The 17,798-nt window shown below is 53.4% G+C and carries 20 protein-coding genes; 12 read left to right on the forward strand and 8 right to left on the reverse strand.

From position 1 onward, the window contains the following. Positions 1–5 precede the first annotated feature (5 nt). Positions 6–704 (forward strand): hypothetical protein, encoded by a 699-nt coding sequence (locus tag IPM50_15280; GenBank protein ID QQS32984.1) that lies wholly within the window; start codon positions 6–8, stop codon positions 702–704. Positions 705–847: 143 nt separating this feature from the next. Here IPM50_15280 and IPM50_15285 read toward each other — a convergent pair whose 3' ends face one another. Continuing rightward, entirely contained in the window at positions 848–1,219 is a 372-nt protein-coding gene (locus IPM50_15285) for a transposase (protein QQS32985.1), read from the reverse strand. Between the two features lie 478 nt (positions 1,220–1,697). On the opposite strand from IPM50_15285, the gene IPM50_15290 reads away from it, so the two are divergent. The 7 genes from IPM50_15290 to IPM50_15320 all read left to right on the forward strand — a co-directional run bounded on the left by IPM50_15290 (position 1,698) and on the right by IPM50_15320 (position 6,721). Next, entirely contained in the window at positions 1,698–1,967 is a 270-nt protein-coding gene (locus IPM50_15290) for a hypothetical protein (protein QQS32986.1), read from the forward strand. A gap of 77 nt (positions 1,968–2,044) precedes the next feature. Further along, positions 2,045–2,455, forward strand: a complete 411-nt coding sequence (locus IPM50_15295; GenBank protein ID QQS32987.1) for a single-stranded DNA-binding protein — start codon at positions 2,045–2,047, stop codon at positions 2,453–2,455. A gap of 100 nt (positions 2,456–2,555) precedes the next feature. Further along, complete coding sequence (locus IPM50_15300) at positions 2,556–2,951, forward strand: hypothetical protein (protein QQS32988.1); 396 nt, start codon at positions 2,556–2,558, stop codon at positions 2,949–2,951. A 132-nt stretch (positions 2,952–3,083) separates the two neighbouring features. Further along, positions 3,084–3,392, forward strand: coding sequence for a DUF4326 domain-containing protein (locus IPM50_15305; GenBank protein ID QQS32989.1), 309 nt, complete (start codon positions 3,084–3,086; stop codon positions 3,390–3,392). A 314-nt stretch (positions 3,393–3,706) separates the two neighbouring features. After that, positions 3,707–5,383 (forward strand): hypothetical protein, encoded by a 1,677-nt coding sequence (locus IPM50_15310; protein ID QQS32990.1) that lies wholly within the window; start codon positions 3,707–3,709, stop codon positions 5,381–5,383. Positions 5,384–5,505: 122 nt separating this feature from the next. Then, on the forward strand, positions 5,506–5,976 hold the full coding sequence (locus IPM50_15315; protein QQS32991.1) for a single-stranded DNA-binding protein: 471 nt from the start codon (positions 5,506–5,508) through the stop codon (positions 5,974–5,976). An 82-nt stretch (positions 5,977–6,058) separates the two neighbouring features. After that, on the forward strand, positions 6,059–6,721 hold the full coding sequence (locus tag IPM50_15320) for a hypothetical protein (protein ID QQS32992.1): 663 nt from the start codon (positions 6,059–6,061) through the stop codon (positions 6,719–6,721). Positions 6,722–6,731: 10 nt separating this feature from the next. Here the strand turns inward: IPM50_15320 and IPM50_15325 are convergent, their stop codons facing one another. Further along, the gene (locus IPM50_15325; GenBank protein ID QQS32993.1) at positions 6,732–6,992 is read right to left on the reverse strand and encodes a hypothetical protein; all 261 of its coding nucleotides are present in this window, start codon (positions 6,990–6,992) and stop codon (positions 6,732–6,734) included. A gap of 386 nt (positions 6,993–7,378) precedes the next feature. On the opposite strand from IPM50_15325, the gene IPM50_15330 reads away from it, so the two are divergent. The 4 genes from IPM50_15330 (at position 7,379) to IPM50_15345 (ending at position 12,452) form a co-directional block, all read left to right on the forward strand. After that, positions 7,379–8,047 carry a hypothetical protein gene (locus IPM50_15330; GenBank protein ID QQS32994.1) on the forward strand — a complete coding sequence of 223 codons (669 nt, stop codon included), beginning with the start codon at positions 7,379–7,381 and terminating at the stop codon, positions 8,045–8,047. Beyond that, positions 8,044–8,604, forward strand: a complete 561-nt coding sequence (locus IPM50_15335) for a relaxase/mobilization nuclease domain-containing protein (protein ID QQS32995.1) — start codon at positions 8,044–8,046, stop codon at positions 8,602–8,604. Before IPM50_15330 ends, IPM50_15335 begins: the two co-directional genes overlap by 4 nt. 19 nt (positions 8,605–8,623) lie before the next feature. Further along, positions 8,624–10,459 (forward strand): hypothetical protein, encoded by a 1,836-nt coding sequence (locus IPM50_15340; GenBank protein QQS32996.1) that lies wholly within the window; start codon positions 8,624–8,626, stop codon positions 10,457–10,459. Between the two features lie 76 nt (positions 10,460–10,535). After that, positions 10,536–12,452: a hypothetical protein gene (locus IPM50_15345; protein ID QQS32997.1), complete on the forward strand. Its 1,917-nt coding sequence runs from the start codon at positions 10,536–10,538 to the stop codon at positions 12,450–12,452. A 1,016-nt stretch (positions 12,453–13,468) separates the two neighbouring features. Here the strand turns inward: IPM50_15345 and IPM50_15350 are convergent. From IPM50_15350 to IPM50_15375, 6 genes are all read right to left on the reverse strand, one after another. Then, entirely contained in the window at positions 13,469–13,990 is a 522-nt protein-coding gene (locus IPM50_15350) for a hypothetical protein (protein QQS32998.1), read from the reverse strand. Positions 13,991–13,996: 6 nt separating this feature from the next. Continuing rightward, a complete protein-coding gene (locus tag IPM50_15355; GenBank protein ID QQS32999.1) occupies positions 13,997–15,103 on the reverse strand; it encodes a type IV secretory system conjugative DNA transfer family protein in 1,107 nt (368 codons plus the stop codon). Beyond that, positions 15,019–15,981 carry a type IV secretory system conjugative DNA transfer family protein gene (locus IPM50_15360; protein QQS33000.1) on the reverse strand — a complete coding sequence of 321 codons (963 nt, stop codon included), beginning with the start codon at positions 15,979–15,981 and terminating at the stop codon, positions 15,019–15,021. Before IPM50_15360 ends, IPM50_15355 begins: the two co-directional genes overlap by 85 nt. A 29-nt stretch (positions 15,982–16,010) precedes the next feature. Next, entirely contained in the window at positions 16,011–16,673 is a 663-nt protein-coding gene (locus IPM50_15365) for a hypothetical protein (protein ID QQS33001.1), read from the reverse strand. Positions 16,674–16,776: 103 nt separating this feature from the next. After that, complete coding sequence (locus tag IPM50_15370; protein QQS33002.1) at positions 16,777–17,022, reverse strand: hypothetical protein; 246 nt, start codon at positions 17,020–17,022, stop codon at positions 16,777–16,779. A gap of 2 nt (positions 17,023–17,024) precedes the next feature. Next, positions 17,025–17,639: a hypothetical protein gene (locus tag IPM50_15375; GenBank protein QQS33003.1), complete on the reverse strand. Its 615-nt coding sequence runs from the start codon at positions 17,637–17,639 to the stop codon at positions 17,025–17,027. Positions 17,640–17,798: the final 159 nt, after the last annotated feature.

The following is a 17,798-nucleotide window of genomic DNA, read 5'->3' on the forward strand; positions in this document are numbered from 1 at the left end:
ATCCAATGAAAAATATCTACACATTCATCCCGGTATTCGTTCTCGTAATCTTCTCATCCAGCTATCTAGCGTTCGCTCAGGAGCCTAACAAAAATCATACTCTGGATGAATTGCAGATTGAGGGAAATGCTGTTGCTGCAGAAGATGTGGACGGAATATTGGCCGCGATCTCGCGAAAATACGACGTTAAGATAGCACTATTCTCGGATCGACCTGAAATACCTTCAGGCAAGGGGGTAATCAAGGTAGGGTCACATCTGGCATACTTCGAAGACATGCCGAAGATAACCCCTGAAAGCGGTTCTCTGCGATCCGTTCTCCAAAAATTGCTTCCACCGCGTTATGAGTGGAAATTCGAATCCAAGATCCTGTACGTCACACCCACCGCACGTATCATTCCCGAAATTGAGTTGTTTTTGTCAACGCCAGTCGTTGTTCCTGAAATAGATGCCTGCAAGAAATGTACGGTCAGCAAATCGATTTGGATAGACGACCCAACGTCAGGGAAACCAGATTCATTTGTATCGAAGATCTTAGCTGATGCTTCAGGAGTCGAAAGTAAGGGAGCTCCGGAACGACAACGGATGATTACTGTTCGTGCTTTTCTGATAGAATTACTCGACAAAGGGAGATTTAGATACGTTAGATTGAAACGCTTTGAATCCGAAGGAAAATTAGCGATATATCTTACATTAGAAGAATAGCTATTCGCTCTTGCATTTGTAGTCACGTATTCCAACAATCGATCGCGCCAGCGGCCAACTCACTTGCAGTTTAAGGATAACCGGGGCACAGGTAGTGGCGTTCTTAAGGTTTCTTTCTCGAATCCCCATGTAAACCTCCCCGTTTAGCGCCAGTTTAAAGTGGACTTTCCGGGGTTACGAGAGGACGTTGCCGAGATGCCCACACTCGAAGGTTCTCTCAAGTAATCAGGTCTTGGAGGTTGGCCTCCGAGGGCGTCATGGGGACGGCGGGCGATGTAGAAATCGAGCCACTCGGCCGTCAATCGTCTCACCTCTTCCAAACTTTCAAAGATATACATATCAAGCACCGCCTGCCGATATGTTCGGTTGAACCGTTCGATGAAACCGTTCTGCATCGGGCGGCCGGGCTTGATGAATTCGAGTTCGACCTCGTTCGTCTCGGCCCAGTCGGCCACGGCGATCGATGTGAACTCCGGCCCGTTGTCGAATCTGATCTTCGACGTGTCAACAAGCATGAAAAAATGACCCCTTAGCAAGCATATATTTTTGACCCCCGTGACAAAAGCACCTCATAAAGCACCTCAACTTTGGCAAGCGTTTTTGCCTTGATTGTTTTCTGGGTTGGTAAGACCGGTCGTCAATTCATTGATCCTGATGGACTTGAGTTCTTGCCGTGCGACGATATTCGTTGTCTGATTAAGGATCCCTCGCAGATAACGTCCTGTGCTTCACGTCGACAGTTCCGCAAGCCTCATCGGCGTTGCAGAACAACTTGCTTCGTCTTTCATTTATTTCACCTTAGATCAGGCCTTCCATAACGAAAAACCGAAAAACAAAGGCTGTCGGCATGCTGTGGGACCAACGGCCAACGGCGGGCGGTTCGCTTCAAATCAACTTCTAATTCGAAGGAGAAGAAGAATGAAATTATTGATCTGCGGGAGCAGGGGCATAAACGATCCCGGTATTGTCGAGTAAGCGGTAGCGAAAAGCGGGATGACGCCGACGCACATAGTTTCGGGCGGAGCGCGCGGTGTCGATACCCTCGCACGACTCTATGCGCAGTCGAACGGCATCGAGTTCACGGAATCTTTGGCGGGCTGGGACAGGTATGGGAAACGTGCCGGATTTTTGCGCAATTGTGTAATGGTTGGGGCAGCAGATGCGGTCATCGCAGTATGGGATGGCGAAAGCCGAGGCACGAAGCATTCGATCGATTATGCGCGTTTACAGGGAAACAGGTCTTTGTATTTAGGGCATGAATAAACAGAGCGGCGGGCACATCGCAGCCCCGGCGTGGGTTCGGAGGTATGGACATCTATTAAGAGGAGAATTACAGAAAAATGGGAGCGAATATTTCGATCATAGGAAATCTCGGAAAGGCACCGGAGACGAAGATCAGCGATAACGGAACACTGATGGCGAGTTTTTCGATAGCCTCGAACACTTTCAGGAAAACCTCGGAGGGCAAGGAGCAGAAAACCGACTGGTTCCGCGTTATCGCTTTCGGCCGGCAGGCGGAGACGCTTGCACAATACGTCAAGAAAGGTACGGGCCTTGCGGTACAGGGCAGGCTGACGTTCAATCCCTGGGTTGACCGCGACGGTAACCCCCAGGCCGGAGCAGACATCATTCTGCAGGAGTTCCAGTTCCTCCCCAGCGGACGACGTGATGATACCGGAGATCCGGGAGCGATGTCCGAATATGTACCTAATGGCGTACAGGAGGTCGGACAGCAGGCGGCGGCTTATTGATCCCGCCCTTTCAACAGGCCCTTCACAAACGGGCCGTCGCATTCAAGCGATGCGATGATCTCATCCAAATCGATGTGGCGGTCCGTCCCCTCAAGCAGCTATGAATACCAGGTTCAAAGTTGAGCGTATACGGTGCATCACACGCGAATATGTTCGTGCGAATCCTGACAAGCTATTCCTCTTCGGCGATAACCTTGAGCAACAAGGATTCGGTGGTCAGGCTGCCGCGATGCGGGGCGAACCGAATGCTGTTGGCATACCTACGAAGAAGAAACCGTCGATGGCGTCGGATGCGTTCTTCACCGACGCCGAGTTCGAACAGAACAAGGCAGCTATAGACTGTGCCTTTGCGACGATCGCCCTCACGGATTCAACCCGTGTGGTTGTTATACCCTCGGACGGTCTGGGAACCGGCCGTGCTCAGCTGCAAAAGCGAGCACCGAAGACTTTTGCATATCTCCAAAAGAGATTGGACGAGTTGGGAAGTCGGAAGTGACGATTCCGACTTCCTATCAGCAAGTTCTCCTATAGGGAGGCTAGGGATTATCGAGCCTGAAACCGGGTGCTTTTTAATTCAGGTGCTCGGGAGGCAGCTTCCTTAAAATAACGCCTCTCTACAGGAGAGATCATGACAGGACAACCAGCTTCGGTAGTTCACTGCAAGAAGGATCGATTCGACGTTTATATCGGACGGCCTTCGAAATGGGGCAATCCCTTCACACACATATCGGACCGCAAGACCAGGGCCGAGTTCATTGTTGGGTCGAGGGAAGAGGCTATCAAACGCTACGAGGACTATCTTTTTTCAAGCGGACTGATAGCTCACATTGAAGAACTGCGGGGAAAGGTTCTCGCGTGCTGGTGCAAACCACAATCTTGTCACGGCGACGTACTGGTACTGGTACTAAATACGCTGCGCAAAAACCGGGACCGCTAAAACCCCAGTTTGGCTAAATGTGTCGTCGAGAACCGCGTCAATCTTTTTTGCTGAACTCTGAAATAGAGCGGTCGGTCCAGACATAGATCGCTGACCACAGTTTTTCTTTTACCTACCTTCAATAGCCACCTTAAAGAGCTTTCCAAAAACTTCTTGGCCGAGATCCTTCCGTTCCCCTTCACATGCCTTCTCGCCCGCTTGAGAGGGATTTTCAAGCCTGAAACGAGTGATTTTTTAACCTGGGCAAAAGAAGCGCTGCCCAAAATCACGCGTTTCTCCGGTTCTCGAAAAAGAGCCGGATAGGAGAGGGATATATGGCTGTACAACTCAATATCGAACAACTCAGGAACTTCGCGCCGCAAAGCCAGATACTGGCGTTCTCGCCGCAGAACACAGGCTCGCCGATGCAGGACTGGTGTGCTCATCTCGGACAAAATCCAACGCGGCGGCGCGAGCTTGAGGAATTCGCGGTCCTGGGCGATGTGGTCGTAAGGATCGCGGACGAGCTGGAACCAGAGCCGCTCGATCGGGTGAAGATCATGTCGCTCGAATACGCGATGAAAACACTCGGCGATGAAGAGGATGCTCGTGAGTTCGTTCGCTGCGTAAAGGCGATCGCAAGCCCCGACGCGGGACAGTTCGAGTTTGCTCAGATAGCAGCGTACTACTACGGCGAGATCCGTCGGCGTGGAGCGGCGGAGGTGCTCAAGGAGATGGGACTTTTGGGCATGGAAATGACGGCCGTAACGAGCACGATTGCGGACCGTGAGATATCTGTAGAGGAGTCACGTACGGTCGAACAAAAGCTGACGGTGGCGGATCAGCGGAGGGTCCAGGAAGCGGCAAAGAACCGGAAGCTTCTTCCTGCGGGAACCCCGAATTTCGATGAGGAGTTGAAGTACGTTATTCAACGGGTAGGACGGCAGAAGGTCAGCCGGATGATTTATGACGAGTTCGCGGCTTTCTACCTTGAAGACGGGGACAAATCGATCGAGGATCTGGACCGCGACTTCCTCACATTCGACAATCTGGAGCAGTACAATGAGAACGGGATCGTCGGATTGACGATGAACAGCGGCCAACGGTCGGTTGTTGTATTCGACCTCGAGTGCGAGATCGATGCGACTTGTCTTCCTCTCGAAGCACGATCGATCGCTTCGGAGCTCGGCCGTCTGTTTGTCGGTCATTCGCTAGGCGGTAGGGCAGTTCGAGACGCACGGGATCTGATCGCTGCTGCCGAAGCGGAGCGAAACGAATGGGCGGCGCTTCAAACAGGACAAGTGCAGATGGCGCCGCCTGCTGTGCGATCTGACGAACATTCGACATGTCCCTTTTCAGACTGGGAGTTCGAGGAATGGCTTGGAGTAAAACTTGACGAGCTATACGGACGGCGCGTGACTCGATCTGTTCGAAGGATACGTTCGTATGGGCAGGGGCGAACCTTCGAGTACATGGTTGGGCAGGAAGTAAATCCCGATCACGAAGAGATGCATTATGTCGCATCGGTGTGCCGAACTATCTGGAACCGTCAGTACGAGGACTTTCATTTGAGAAGTCTGCGTCATCAGGCGTATCAGGATCTCTATGTTGCACTTCGCGATACCGTCGATTCGGCCGATGTGGCGGATCTCAAGAAGCAGGCATATGCGGCACTCAAGGAGCATCAGGAGCTGTCCCTAAAGGAATTCACCGCCCTGAATACCGTCGCAAAGTCCCAGGAGTCTCGCCTGCGCGATCGTATCTCTCCCTTGACGCGAAAATGGCTTCGAATGATTGAAAATGCGTCAGCGGGCAGGCTTCGATTTCTGAAGTTCTCGCTCTATAACGACTCGGAAGCAAAGGCAATGAAGCGGCAGGAAAAGCAGCGTCTCTGGGATGCGGTTCGAAGCCGTGAGGCGGAACTGAAAACCGAGGCGAACGCGCAGGTCGAGCGTGTGCAGCAGAACACGGTTCAACAGACAAGAGTGGTCAGGGTTGTTCACGCGGCCTGATCGTAAGAGACAGGAACAATTAAGCGGCAGCCGGGCCTGTGACAGCGATCATCAGTTGCGAAAAACAGATCGGGCTGTCGTTTTCAGATACGAGAAAAATAGATAAAGGAGACAGATTTGTCATGGCAGCTTCGATTTCAATTCTAGGAAACGCGGGCGGCAACGCCGAACTTCGATACTCGAATCAGGGGGCGGCGATCGCTTCGTTTTCGATGGCATCCAATTCATTCAAGAAGACCGAGCAGGGGAAAGTGCAGATCACCGAGTGGTACAACGTTACTGCATTCGGCAAGCTCGCGGAGACGATCGCCGCGAACGTCACTAAGGGGACGCACCTGCTTGTGTTGGGAAGACTCACGTTTAAGCCCTGGATGACGAAAGACGGAGATCCACGAGCGGGTGCCGAGGTGATCCTTCAGTCGTTCGAGTTCGCGGGCGGCAATCGAAATAACGGGCCGGAGCATTACGCCGAACCGGCCGCCGAGGAGCCGCAGTATACGGGACCGATCGGCGATCCACCAGCGGCCACGAACGGCCAGGCCGTCGTTGAAACAACCGTGGTTACGGACGAGCCCTATGTGGATCAGTTCTGATCGGGATTCTTAAGCGAATTTCGGATGGTCTCAGGGCATCGATCCCCCGGTGCCCTATTTACTATTTTAGGCGATTGTTGAGGTGGAACACATGAACGGACTAAGGCTTATCACGCGGGGTGGCGGCTTGGAAACCGCGAAAAACTATACTCCGGTTGTGACGATTTATGCCGATGCTTCATGCCTTGGGAACGGAACTGGCGACGCATCGGCCGGCTGCGGTGCGGTGATGATCGACCGAAATCGGATGGAACTTAAACTGATCGCAAAGTATCTCGGTTCGCTCACGAATCAGAAGGCTGAAATACTTGCTTGCGTTCTGGCACTTAAGGAACTCCGTCGACCTTGCCGTGTCGAGATTTTCTCCGATTCACAGTATGTGATCGACACCATGAATGGGAAGAACCGTATGAAGACGAACCGCCCTTTTTGGGGCGAGCTCATTGAAGCGTCCTACGGCCATCATGTGACCTGGCGATGGATGAAGGGCCATGACGGAGTCATGTTTCAGGAAGCCGCCGACAGACTGGCCCGTGCGTCTTCGTCGATGAAAACCGATCTCGCAGCGGAGGATCTCGACTTTCTTGCCGAACATCTTTCGAAGGAAAGCAAGCAGCTAAGTATCCGGTCATTCGAGATCGAGCTTGACAAGATAGCAAGCCGTTATGAAATGGTCGGCGGTAATCCCGGTCCGGCTCAAGGGCTCGCTCGCCCGGCTGCTTTTTCTTCGGCGTTCTCCGCGTGACGTAATCGGGCTATTTCGCATTTTGTTTGAGCCAGGATCTGAAGGCCGAATCCCGGTCGAAGAGCATGTTTAGCGCGTATTCGATCACGTCATTGTTGGTGATCTCGGTGTTCATCTGTTCGCCGGCAAACCGGAGATATTGCTTTAGTTTCGCATCCGTTCCGCCGAGGAGTTTGGCATTTACCTTGACGTAGTTGAGACGGTTGATCTGAAGCATCGGCTGCCCGGAAGGCCGTCTTCGAGTTGGGTTGTTTTCGGGGAATGTTGACATAGGTTCTTGATCGACTCCTTATAGGTTTAATTCGTGCCGAAGGAGTCTAATCAATCGCCGTGCCAAGCCTTTGAGAGTGCGTAAGTGGTGAAGAAATGCACCGCTGGCGAACAAATAAGCCGGAAACGAGCGGCCCATCAAAAAATGAGGGAATCGCAGGCAAAAGCTGTATGACAGGATAAGCCGCTTTTCGGCGTCCGTCACCGCACCTATCACCCTGAATACAAACAGCTTACTCATTTGTCACCGAGGCGACGATCCGGTGACAAATCTGTCACCGATGGTAACGGCACGCATTTTGCGAAAGGTCACGATCACGAGGTTGTACACCATCGGTGACGCCCGAAGCATCGGGGGGAATAATTTGAAATGCATCCGGGAGAGAAATGCGGAAAAGAGAAAAAGAACAACTTATCGTCAAACTGGGGACGGATTCGGATAAAAGGCACGGTCGGTCCGTTCACGTCAGGCCATACTACTCAGACGAAAAAAAGCTCAATGAAATAGCGTTCGAAACGGGCGAAGGAAAGGGCGCGATCGTTCGCAGGATGATCCGCTTTGCGTTGTCCGACAAGCAGGAGCGCTTCGGAGCGAATCGGTGCCGGGAACGACTGGACTGGCTGATCGAGAATGAGCGCCGGAACGAGAAAGATTCTGAAACCGAACGTGAACGCCTGGAGGAACTCCTTGAACGAGTCGGACGTATTGAAAACGAAGCGAAGATCCTTTCTCAGAAAACACCCGTTTTCCTGCGCGAGCTATACGTCATGTCGAACGTATCGGTCTCGGTAATGAATATCATCCTGTCGAGACTGATGCTTTTAGCGAAACCGGGAATGGGCAAAGAGCAGAGCGTCCTTGCCTCGAACACTATTTTGGCGGAGATGATCGCATATGCGGTTCGCGATCTTGAGCGGTGTTCGACTTATCACGGGATCGGTCCTAATGATGCAGGGCCGGACGATCTGTATTTCTCGAAACGAATCGAGGCTCTGTACGGCGATCTTATCTCCGCTGAGCCGTCGACGCCCGAACCCGGGCAAAGTTTCGAATGAGGATCGTCGCGAGCGTGCAGGCAAAACGCGGGAGTTCGCGCGGCCTCGTTCACTATATTGCCCACAGCAAACTGGATATTGAGCGCGAATCGTTGAATGTCCGCGAGCTCTTCAATGACTTCGCGGACAACCTGTCCGTGACGAGCGCCAACAATTCGATGAGGATCGGAATCGCGAAAGGGCGGCCATCGAACGACGAACTCCACCACATAGTTCTCTCGTTCCGTCCCGATGATTACCGCAAATTCGGATCAACCGAAAAGCAGCGACGCCGTGCTCTTAAAGAGACGACACGTGCGGCGATGCAGCGGCTTGAAAAGGAGCTTTCGGCCGACCGGCTTTCGTGGGCGGCCGCAGTTCATCTGAATACCGAGAATCCGCACGTCCATATCGCACTTCAGAAGCAGTATTTCACCAGAGACCTGGAGCGCGAGACTCTGACCAAAATTCCGCGTAAAGCCCTACCTCATTTCGAACGCAATGAGGTCGAAAAGGTTCTTGTGCCCGGTTTTCCTGATCGAGGCCGCCACCGAAAGGATGGAGCATCTCGTCAGTAGAGATCTTGAGCAGATGCATATGCCCAAAGACGACCGGGAGCGCCCTGATCCCGAATCGCGTTCTTCGGGCGACGTAGAGAAAGGGAAGGAGGATCAAGAACGCGAAACCTTAAGACGCGGGACCGTCGCCGAGATCGAGCTTCGCCGGATCGATTTAAAGATAAAGGGACTGACCGACCAGGGGCGGCAAATGCGGTTCCGTGTTTCCGATCCGGAGAGCGGCCGAAAGACGAGGCTTTCGCTTCAGGATATTGAACAGCGCGAAGTACGGGCCGACGCCCATCGGACGGCATCAGCCGAGCGCCAGATAAGAATCATCCTTCTAAAAATGATTGGAAAGGAGGAGGCTCTTAAAGAGCGGATGCAGAACGATTCCGCACTGGCGATCCGTGAGGCGGATCGTGTGCGAAACGAGTATCGAAAGCAGGGCCGAAAACTGCCAACTCCCTCGTTCACAAAAGACGAGATCGACAAGCTCCAGGAACACTGTATTGAGGGCGCCGATATCCGCAGATTCGCGTACCTTGAAGGAGTCAGATTGGAACTTGAAAGATCGCGGGAGATCGAGCCGAGAAGCTCGGAGGATCTTCGCCGAATAGCAGCGAGGAAGACGATCTCGGATCTGACGATAAGCCGTCTTGAAAAGGAACGCGATGATTTCAGCGACCAGCGATATTATCGGCTTGTCGATATCGGCAAGAGAAGTGTATCTGTCGCTCAGCTTGACCGCGAAGAAAAAGCTCCCGCAAATCAGATCACTGCCATCGTTGAGAAGCTCAAGGACATGGCCCTGCGATTGTCGGGAAAGGGGCAGGACTCGACGACGATCAAAAACGACTCGGGGCCACTGCGAAATGAGATCATGAGCAAGCTGAATGAGCAGCTTGACAGGATCGAAAACGAACTCAAAACGGAACGGAATAAGGCAAAGATGCTTGAAAGGATATCGATCCCTTACGCCGAAAAGATAACGCCGGAACCAGTCTATTCTTTTGAGCAGCTCGCGGAGATAGACACTCTCTCGTTTCGGCTAAAGCTCGCTCCGATTTACGACAGAAACTGGGATGCGCAGCGAACACTCATCGAGTCGGCGACAGGCGATTCGCCGGCTGCCCGAAGACTTCTCAAAGGCAACCCGAAAGCGGATCTAAGTGATCACAAGCGTGACATTATTGCCGGACGTGCGCTTGCACGCGAGATTGTCGCAAAAGCCGTGTTCGATAAGGCGAAAGAAGACCTCAAAACATTTGAAACAACAGGAAGGTTTCATAAGTTTGCGATCACTGACAAGAATTCGGGTGCGGTCGAATTTGTAAGCCTTCACGAGGTCGATCTTCCCAAACGGGGCTCGATGTTTGACCGGGCGCTGGACGAGGTTTTCGAGGGCCGCGACCACCGCTCTCTTCGGCGTACCGTTTCTGCGCTTGTGAATGCAAGACAGGAGAGACTAAGTAATGATGCCGCGGCCGCAAAAGAGATCCTGGCCTCCGCTTCTCAAAATGCGTCAGAGTTCAAACAGGTCTCGCTCTTTGGTTTAAGAAGTGAGTCCGCCTTTAAGCCCTTTTTCACTTCTTCCGAGATCAGGCTGCTGGAGATGAGAGCGGCAGGGACGAGCGATCGGAAAGAGGCTGCACGACTTCGAAATAATCTTGAATCCGTATCCGATCAACCAACGCATTCACTCAAGGATATCCTTCGAGGTTTTGCAAATCCGGAGAAAGCACCTGCGAGTGAAAAGGAAAGAGATACCATGCAACCGGAGAAAGAGATGCCGGATCAAGATCGTGGCCTTAACGATCCGATGACTAACTCGAAGGGACGGCTGGAACCGGAATATCAAGGACACTCGCGATAACTTCACTAAAGGCACGCGGCTTGCACGAAGGCATTGATGGAGGCGGTGTTCCTTTGGTTCACCGAAATGCTGGCGGATGCGAGCGGATCTCAGTAACCAGGTAATAGCACGGATCGACGAAAAAACGCGGCATCTTCCGAGCCGCACTCTCGATCTCGGGAACATTTTAACACTGGAGCTTGGTTTACTTTCGCCCCACCGGAGCGAAATTGCACCACGAGGCCGGGCACGGGACGCGGCGCTGATCGCTTACTCCGAGAGGCTTCGGCAGAGTTATAGAGCGAACGAGGCAGGTATTCGGGACGGGATGCTCAAGCTCGGCGAAGCCTATCGCCAAGGCCAGACGATAGCCGTCTCCTGCTTCTGTCGTGGCGGTGGTTTATGCCACGCGGATGTCGTAAAGCTCGCGATCGAAAAGGTTGCCGGTTCACTTGCGCGGGAAGCCGAGCGTCAAAAGTCTCACGGTGTCATCGAGCAGAACGCCAATACCATTCAACCGAATCCCAGGACCGAACGGGCAGTAAACGAGATCCTCTCCGTCAGCAAGTCAGACCTGATCCTCTCGAAACTTGAAGATGCGGAGGGACGAAACAGGAGTGAACACGCCTCGCACCTGAACGGACATTCGCAGTTCGTCAGAGACCTTTACGAGCGCGGAGCGGTTGTACGGGATGGCGTGCTGATCTCGCCAAAGGAGAACGCATCATCTTCCGCACCGCTCGGGATAACGACAGCAGAGTATGCCGTAAAACGACTCGAACCGATTGTAAACGAATCCAGAGCGAAGGAGATCGCACCGCAGTTGGTGAAATACGGCAATCGGATCGCCGGAGGCTCTGCCGACCGCGACACAAAGATAAAGGTCTTCAACTGGATCTATGGAGCGCTCGAAGGACGGAACGACTTTCTGAAAGCGGGAGATAAAACTTCAGTCAATGAGTCAAAAGAGGAACGATTCGAGAGAACGCTGGAGGAGATCGCAAGTCTTGCCGAAGAGATGGGCCGACTCGAACCTTCGGACAGGCTCGTTGCCGTGGAATCACTCAATGAGCAGCGGGACATTCGGATTGACCGCTCCGGTGACGACCTTTCCCTTGAAAACATCTATGAAGATTCGCATCTTCGCGAGGAACCGAGAGAAGCCGCAGAGATCGATCACGTCGGCGGTATTCGGGAATTCGAGCGGATCGAACTTCAGGATGTCACCCTGGCGCGGCTTGCCGATGAAATGTCAAAGGACGAACTGGATAGGTGGGTCGAGGTTCGGCTACCGGTCATTGATGAGATGCTGGAGAGCGGAACTCCTGTCGATTCGATCCTCAAGCCGTTTCAGAACGAGATCTACCAGGCGGCAAAGGAAGACACTGCGAGTAAACAGGCTGCTATCGACGATCTGAGATTTGCGTCCGGTTACATCCAGCATCAGCTGAAACAGCCGGAATCGCGGTTAAGGCATTTTAACGCCCGCTATAGAGAATATGCTCTGATGCTTGAAAAGGCGGTCTCAAGGGATGAATTGATCGATGCTGCATCCAAGATCCGTCGCGAAAACGCAAAAGATCGGTTTTGGGTGGGAAAAGCTATCGGAAACGGAGAAGGCCGCGACTCCTCATCCCTTGACCTCAAAGGAGATGCAGTTCCTTTTCACCGAGGCCTCACCACGGCACTATACGAGCGAAATGACCGCGGCGCGTCTTGCCTACTCGAATGCCGGAGAAGCAGCAAGAACAAAGACGGATTCCCTAATGCGGGGCGAGATCGATCCGAGCAAAGAAGCGATGCATCTGATCGGGAGCCTCGAATCGCGACTCGAACGACGAAACTCGGCCGATTCGCTGTCGGCGACAAAACACTTCCTCCAAAGCCTCAAGACACCGAACGACGAGCTTCGCTACAAGAACGCATTCGATCACAGCGAAGTATATCGAAAACTGCCGCCCGCCGAGCGGGACTATGTTTACCAGCGGGCAGTACTTCAGAAGGATCACCTTGAGGAAAAGCTGATCGACAGCCTTCCAAGCGGTCGAAATATTAACTATGAACCGGTAAATGTAGAGAACGGATCCGCAGCGATCGGCAAATCCTTGCGGGAAGCGCTCAAAAGCGACCTTGTAGATCTGATCCGTAGAGATCCCAAAATAAGCGGCAGCGATCTAAGTGAAATGACAACCCGTATAGTAGAGAAGCACTTTGAAATGCTGGGATCGAAGGTTGTGTCGGACATTGCGGTAAGATCCCGGGGCCGCGAATTAGGGGATGGAGTCGTGACGCGACTGCAGGAAAGTATGTCACGTCCCGATCGGTCAGAAGGGCGCGACCAGAACGTGCCCAAGATATCCAGGACGCGAGTTCATTCCGAGGATCATATATATCAGAGATGAGCGTTCAGAAACCGTACTTCGTCTGGTGAGGCACGACGATCCAACACTTAACATCCCTGGATCTTGGAGCTACGTCCGGCACGCTTGACCCGGACGCGGTAATTAATCTATCTTGACTGCTAGAAACGCAATTGAAGATCTCGGTGCGTGGCGGTCTCCCGATCGCGACACGCCGATCTAGGAGCATGCCCCGTATGCGGTGTGGGAGACGTATACGGGGTGTTCCGTGTTTGCTTACCGCTCTATCGAACTGCTTTTCACGACCCCAAAAGGCAGGGCGCCACGGATTCACCTCGGTTCCCGTTTTCGGTCAGCAAATCCAAATGACTCCGGCAAAGTACGGAATGACTGTCTGAAGACGAAAAGGTTTTGATACTCACACGAAACGCCCCCCAGCTTGGTCAGAGGGTCCTTTGAGATCCTTTATGGCAAACGAAACAGGACATGCCAACCGCATCGCGCGATCCGGCAAACGGCCCGGTCGAGATAGCGCAGCGAATTCCAGAACCCCCAAGTGCTTTGTATTGATGACTATTGCCGAAGCGAAGACATTTGAGGTAGTCGGCAGGCAACAGTTGTGCTTGGCCGTATCCGCAATTCTTTTCTCTGAACCGCGGCGACTTTCCCGCTATTTTGTCCGGTTGCCTGTCGCTACTTTCGGTTGTTCGACCAATCCCAATACCCCTAGCTCGATCTCCGTCGGACTTGCCTTGATGCCGCTCACCGACTTAAGCGAGAGTGCGGCCCCCTTCCAGAGTCGATAAACTTCAGGCGAGCCGATTACAAACATCGTCGGCACCTCATCGCGAGCCTGGCCTAGCGGCACAGCCCACAACGAATATTTGTGGTGCTCAAGGCGATTGTATAGATAGAAATAGTTCCGGTGCGAAAAGCCTCGATCCCCGTTCGAAAACTCACGGCCTTTGTTCTCTTCCCACATCACACTCTCCAATTGTTTCAAATTGCTCGGAAAGCTCCCGCGCCTTTTGTGGAATGCGAGAAGGTCACGGATCATCATGCTCGTGGCATCGACTGGAAGATCCGCGGCTCTCTGCCTTTCGGCCGCCCACAGCGTGTAAACGTAGGCGACGCTCACGAAAACGATAACGAGACCGACAAGCACAAGAGATATTCTTAAGCGATTCATCATAATGTTCTACGCATGAGCACGTTCGTATTGTGCGGTTATGTTAAACGAAAGATCGACGGTCAGATCCTCAAGTGCCTCCTCATGGCAGTAGCTTTCAGAAGTTTGACTCGAGCTATCTTGCGCGGTCCCACCGGCTCTCAGCCTATTAATGAGTCCATAGACTTTTTTATCGGAGAACGTTTGCTCGACCTCCTCTGAAACTATCGATTCAACGCCGGGTGAGACAGCCTTCGGGCTTTCCTCCCGGTTCTCCTCAGTTCTTGGCGGACCCGTTAGCAGAAATGCCGAATCGACCTGTCCCAGATGAACCTCGTTCGGAGTTCCTTTTCGGTTCGCCGGGTGCAACTGCCGTGTTACCGCGAATGGAGGATATGCCGCTCTTATCGGCGGGGCCGTGTCGCTGACGATCAAAACCTCGGATAGCGCCGCGATCTGCCTTATCTCCGACGGGTGCATAAGCGCCCGCTTCTGCTCCGCGTATCTCGTGTTGTCGAGTTTCTTGCCAGGGTAATCCTGAAAGGTCTTCGAAAAGATGGTGGTGTCACCCAACTGCTTCGAAGCGTATTCGGCCGTCACGTCGTCGAGACCAGGCAGAAACAGCTTTGTCATCACGGTTCCCAGGATCGCATTCGCCTGCTCACGGCCGTACTGATCGTACATCTGCGGCAAGTCCTGGTATCCCAGCCCCAAGCCAACCCCCCGGCCGCGTCCGATTCCCGATATGCGCTTCACCTCGGCGACGTTGAGCTGATATGCCTCGTCGATCAAAACAAAGCAGGGATACTTCGGCTCGCTCAACCCGTCAAGCCTCATCTCCATAACGGCCTGCCCGAGAAACGTCGCGATGAACTCCTTGTAGATATCGGCTGCACCTTCCGATACGACGAGATACACCGCCGTGCCTGGTTTGCGAAGATTTGAGAAGTCGATTAGATGGCAGCCTGCTTTGACTTCTTCAGCGGTCGGCTGCATCGTGACCATCCGGGCGGGAGCGAGAGTGAAAGGCCGGAGCTTATTGTAGAGCCCGATCAGTATCGATCCGCGTGTCTGGATAGGAGCCTGTCGAAACGCAAGATAGGCCTGTTTTGCGTAGAGGCTCGGCGAGCTTTCCATCGCTTTTGCGAAATCGTCATTACCGTCTTTCCAAGCGAAAGAAGGAAGTCCGCCGCAAATGCCGGGATAGCTTTCTCCCTATACACCTCGGCAATATGAAGAAGGATGGCGGTCAAAGCTATTTGTTCGGCATCACCCCAGAACGGATCGGCGTTCGTCCGGCGACGGTTTTCGATCCCGAGCATCATCCCCGCAACCTGGCACGCAAAGGCGGGATCGTTCCTGCATTTCGGAACAAAGTTCCAGCGGTCGCTTTTCGTCGGATCGTTGAGGTCAAGACGAAAGATCCTTTTGGCGGAGCCTGCGGTCTGGGCGAAAAGCTCGCCCTTCGGATCGTAAACGAGTGTAGAAGACTTTCCGAGAATAGAGCGGATCATCGAGACGAAAAACGTTTTCGATTTGCCCGAGCCGGTAGGCCCGAACATTACAAAATGCCGTAGCCATTGGCTCGGTGGAAGAAACACGTCGCGGCCACGAAAAGCCTTTGCTATCGGGAGGGCATTCGTGGGGATAGGCAACCCTCGGATCTTGTTCATGAGGCCGCAGCGGACAAGATCTGTGGCCTTAGCCCATCGAGCCGAGCCGTGAGCCGTACTCATACGCCACATTCGATAATCCCAAAGCTGCCTATAAGCATCGGCAAATCCGCCTGCTATGCAGACCAGGGCCATTGCCCAGAAAGCCAGAATGATCAAACCCGGCAGGTTGAGCCGCCCACCTGCATAGATGCAAATAGCCGCACCGATGAATCCTAGGAAAACAGAGAACGCCCCATTTCCGAGATCGGCGGCCCATTGCCAGAAAGCGTTGTACGATGGCAGATACTGTTCGTTTGCCTTTCGCGGGATGCCGTGAGAGGCGTCGAATTTTCGATCCATTCTCGGGAAAACATAATCTCGTTACGTGCTCACTTTTTGATCTGCGATCTAAGCCATTCGTCGTGTTCCTGTAAGTCGCGAACGGCCCCCTCGTCCAGAGGCAGCGTTTCACCTCGCCAATGCTTGATTGTCCAGCCCGCCGCCGCCAGTTGTTCGGCCGTACTGAACGGTGCCGGAAGGATATGAGGGTGCCTTGACTCGAAATAGGTTACCGAGTTCGTACCGGTGAGCGGCAGAGGAAACCGAAACATCATCGGCTGGCCTTGAGATCTGTTCGAAGGCATGGCGAGGATCTCAAATGAGAACGGCTCGGGTCGATAGTTGAGCTTCAGTTCGCTGAACAAGGAATATAATTCGCCGTCCACCACCTCGACCCCGGGCGGCAGGAGCGAGCGAGTCTGAATACCCGTCAATAGCGCATGATTGTTCGCCGGGAAACTCCCATGCGTCCGAAAGTCCTCGAACGCCGACAGGGAGATCCCTATCAGCAGTGCCCCGCACTCGCGAAGCCTCTGAGCGGTGTCGTGAGCCTCCCCGCTGAAGACGGGTTTCAACGTATGACCGGCATTTGCTGCGGGTTCGGCGGCCGCCTCCGCCGCATTTTCGACGAATCTCACCTGCGCTGGATCATGGTTTCTTCTGTAGTTGAACGCGACCGCGTAGAGCAAGACGAGCAAGGAAACGATCCCCATAGAAAACGAGTACCTGCCCTCGAACTTCACACATCTCCAGAATAAGCGACCGATCCGATCGCGAATCGTGATTTCCTTCGCCTCGACTTGTGTGTCTATTCCTTTATGCGGTTTCATATATAGATATCGATCCTTTTGGGATACCCCATTTGTCAGCCCATTCCGCATCTCTGGCCGCGAGCCACTGATCCACGATCGGGTGGAAAGCGGATGCCGAACCGATGAGGTAATCCTCCTGAAGTCTCTGAAGCTCCTGTCCGGACGTGCTTTTCACGAAATGGCAGAAGTATCGTCGAAGAGTCCCGGCATCAAGATCGCTGACCGAATCGCGAGTGAAAGCGGACGCCATATCTATCGACTCGCGAATGCTGGGATGATCTCGAGACCGGCGATCCCGCGCACGGCGTCGAGCAGTTTTATCGACAACGCCAAGTGCGAAGAAGTGGCGCCCGGATTCCGGGCCGCCAGTATCTTAAGCTCTTTCTCCAGAGTCGGAGTTGTGAAGCTGCTGAAGATATGCCGCGAAACAAAAGGTGGGCTGAGTTTGTTTCTGAGATCGTTCGACGTGGTCACAACGATCGGTCGCGAGCGACGATCCGCGATCCCGATGAACCCGCCGTCATATCTCGGTATATAGATCAGACCGCGCTCCAACGGCATAAGAAGCGAGTCTTCAATACTCGCCCCGAACTTATCGCTTTCATCGAGGAGCAAGACAGGAGGCGGAGCCTTTGGGCCGGCACTCTTTGCCGCGAGATCGTATGCCAGCCCCACTTCGCCGAGAATAAGGAACTCTCTCTGCCATTTCTTCTTGCGGGCAGACTCGAGAAATGCAGATTGTTCTGAAGCAGGCAGACTCTTCGCGATCGCCAGGTTCTCACGCATCCAAGTCTCCTGTTCCTCGCGATCCCAGTCGTAGAGGATCTCTTCCTGTGTCAAACCATCTCGCCCAGCAACCACGCACATCGTCAGGTTGCAAGCGGATGCGAGAGCTTCAGGGAAAGGCGGTCTTGCCGCTCCCGCGTTCCGGCGATGAGCCAGGCACGGCCCGATTGAGGCTCTCGCAGAAGTCAGAAGTTCTGATCATCCGACACATAGCCGGTATTGGCCCATCAGCCGATAGAG

This window comes from Acidobacteriota bacterium (assembly GCA_016700075.1).
Classification (GTDB): Bacteria; Acidobacteriota; Blastocatellia; order Pyrinomonadales; family Pyrinomonadaceae; genus OLB17.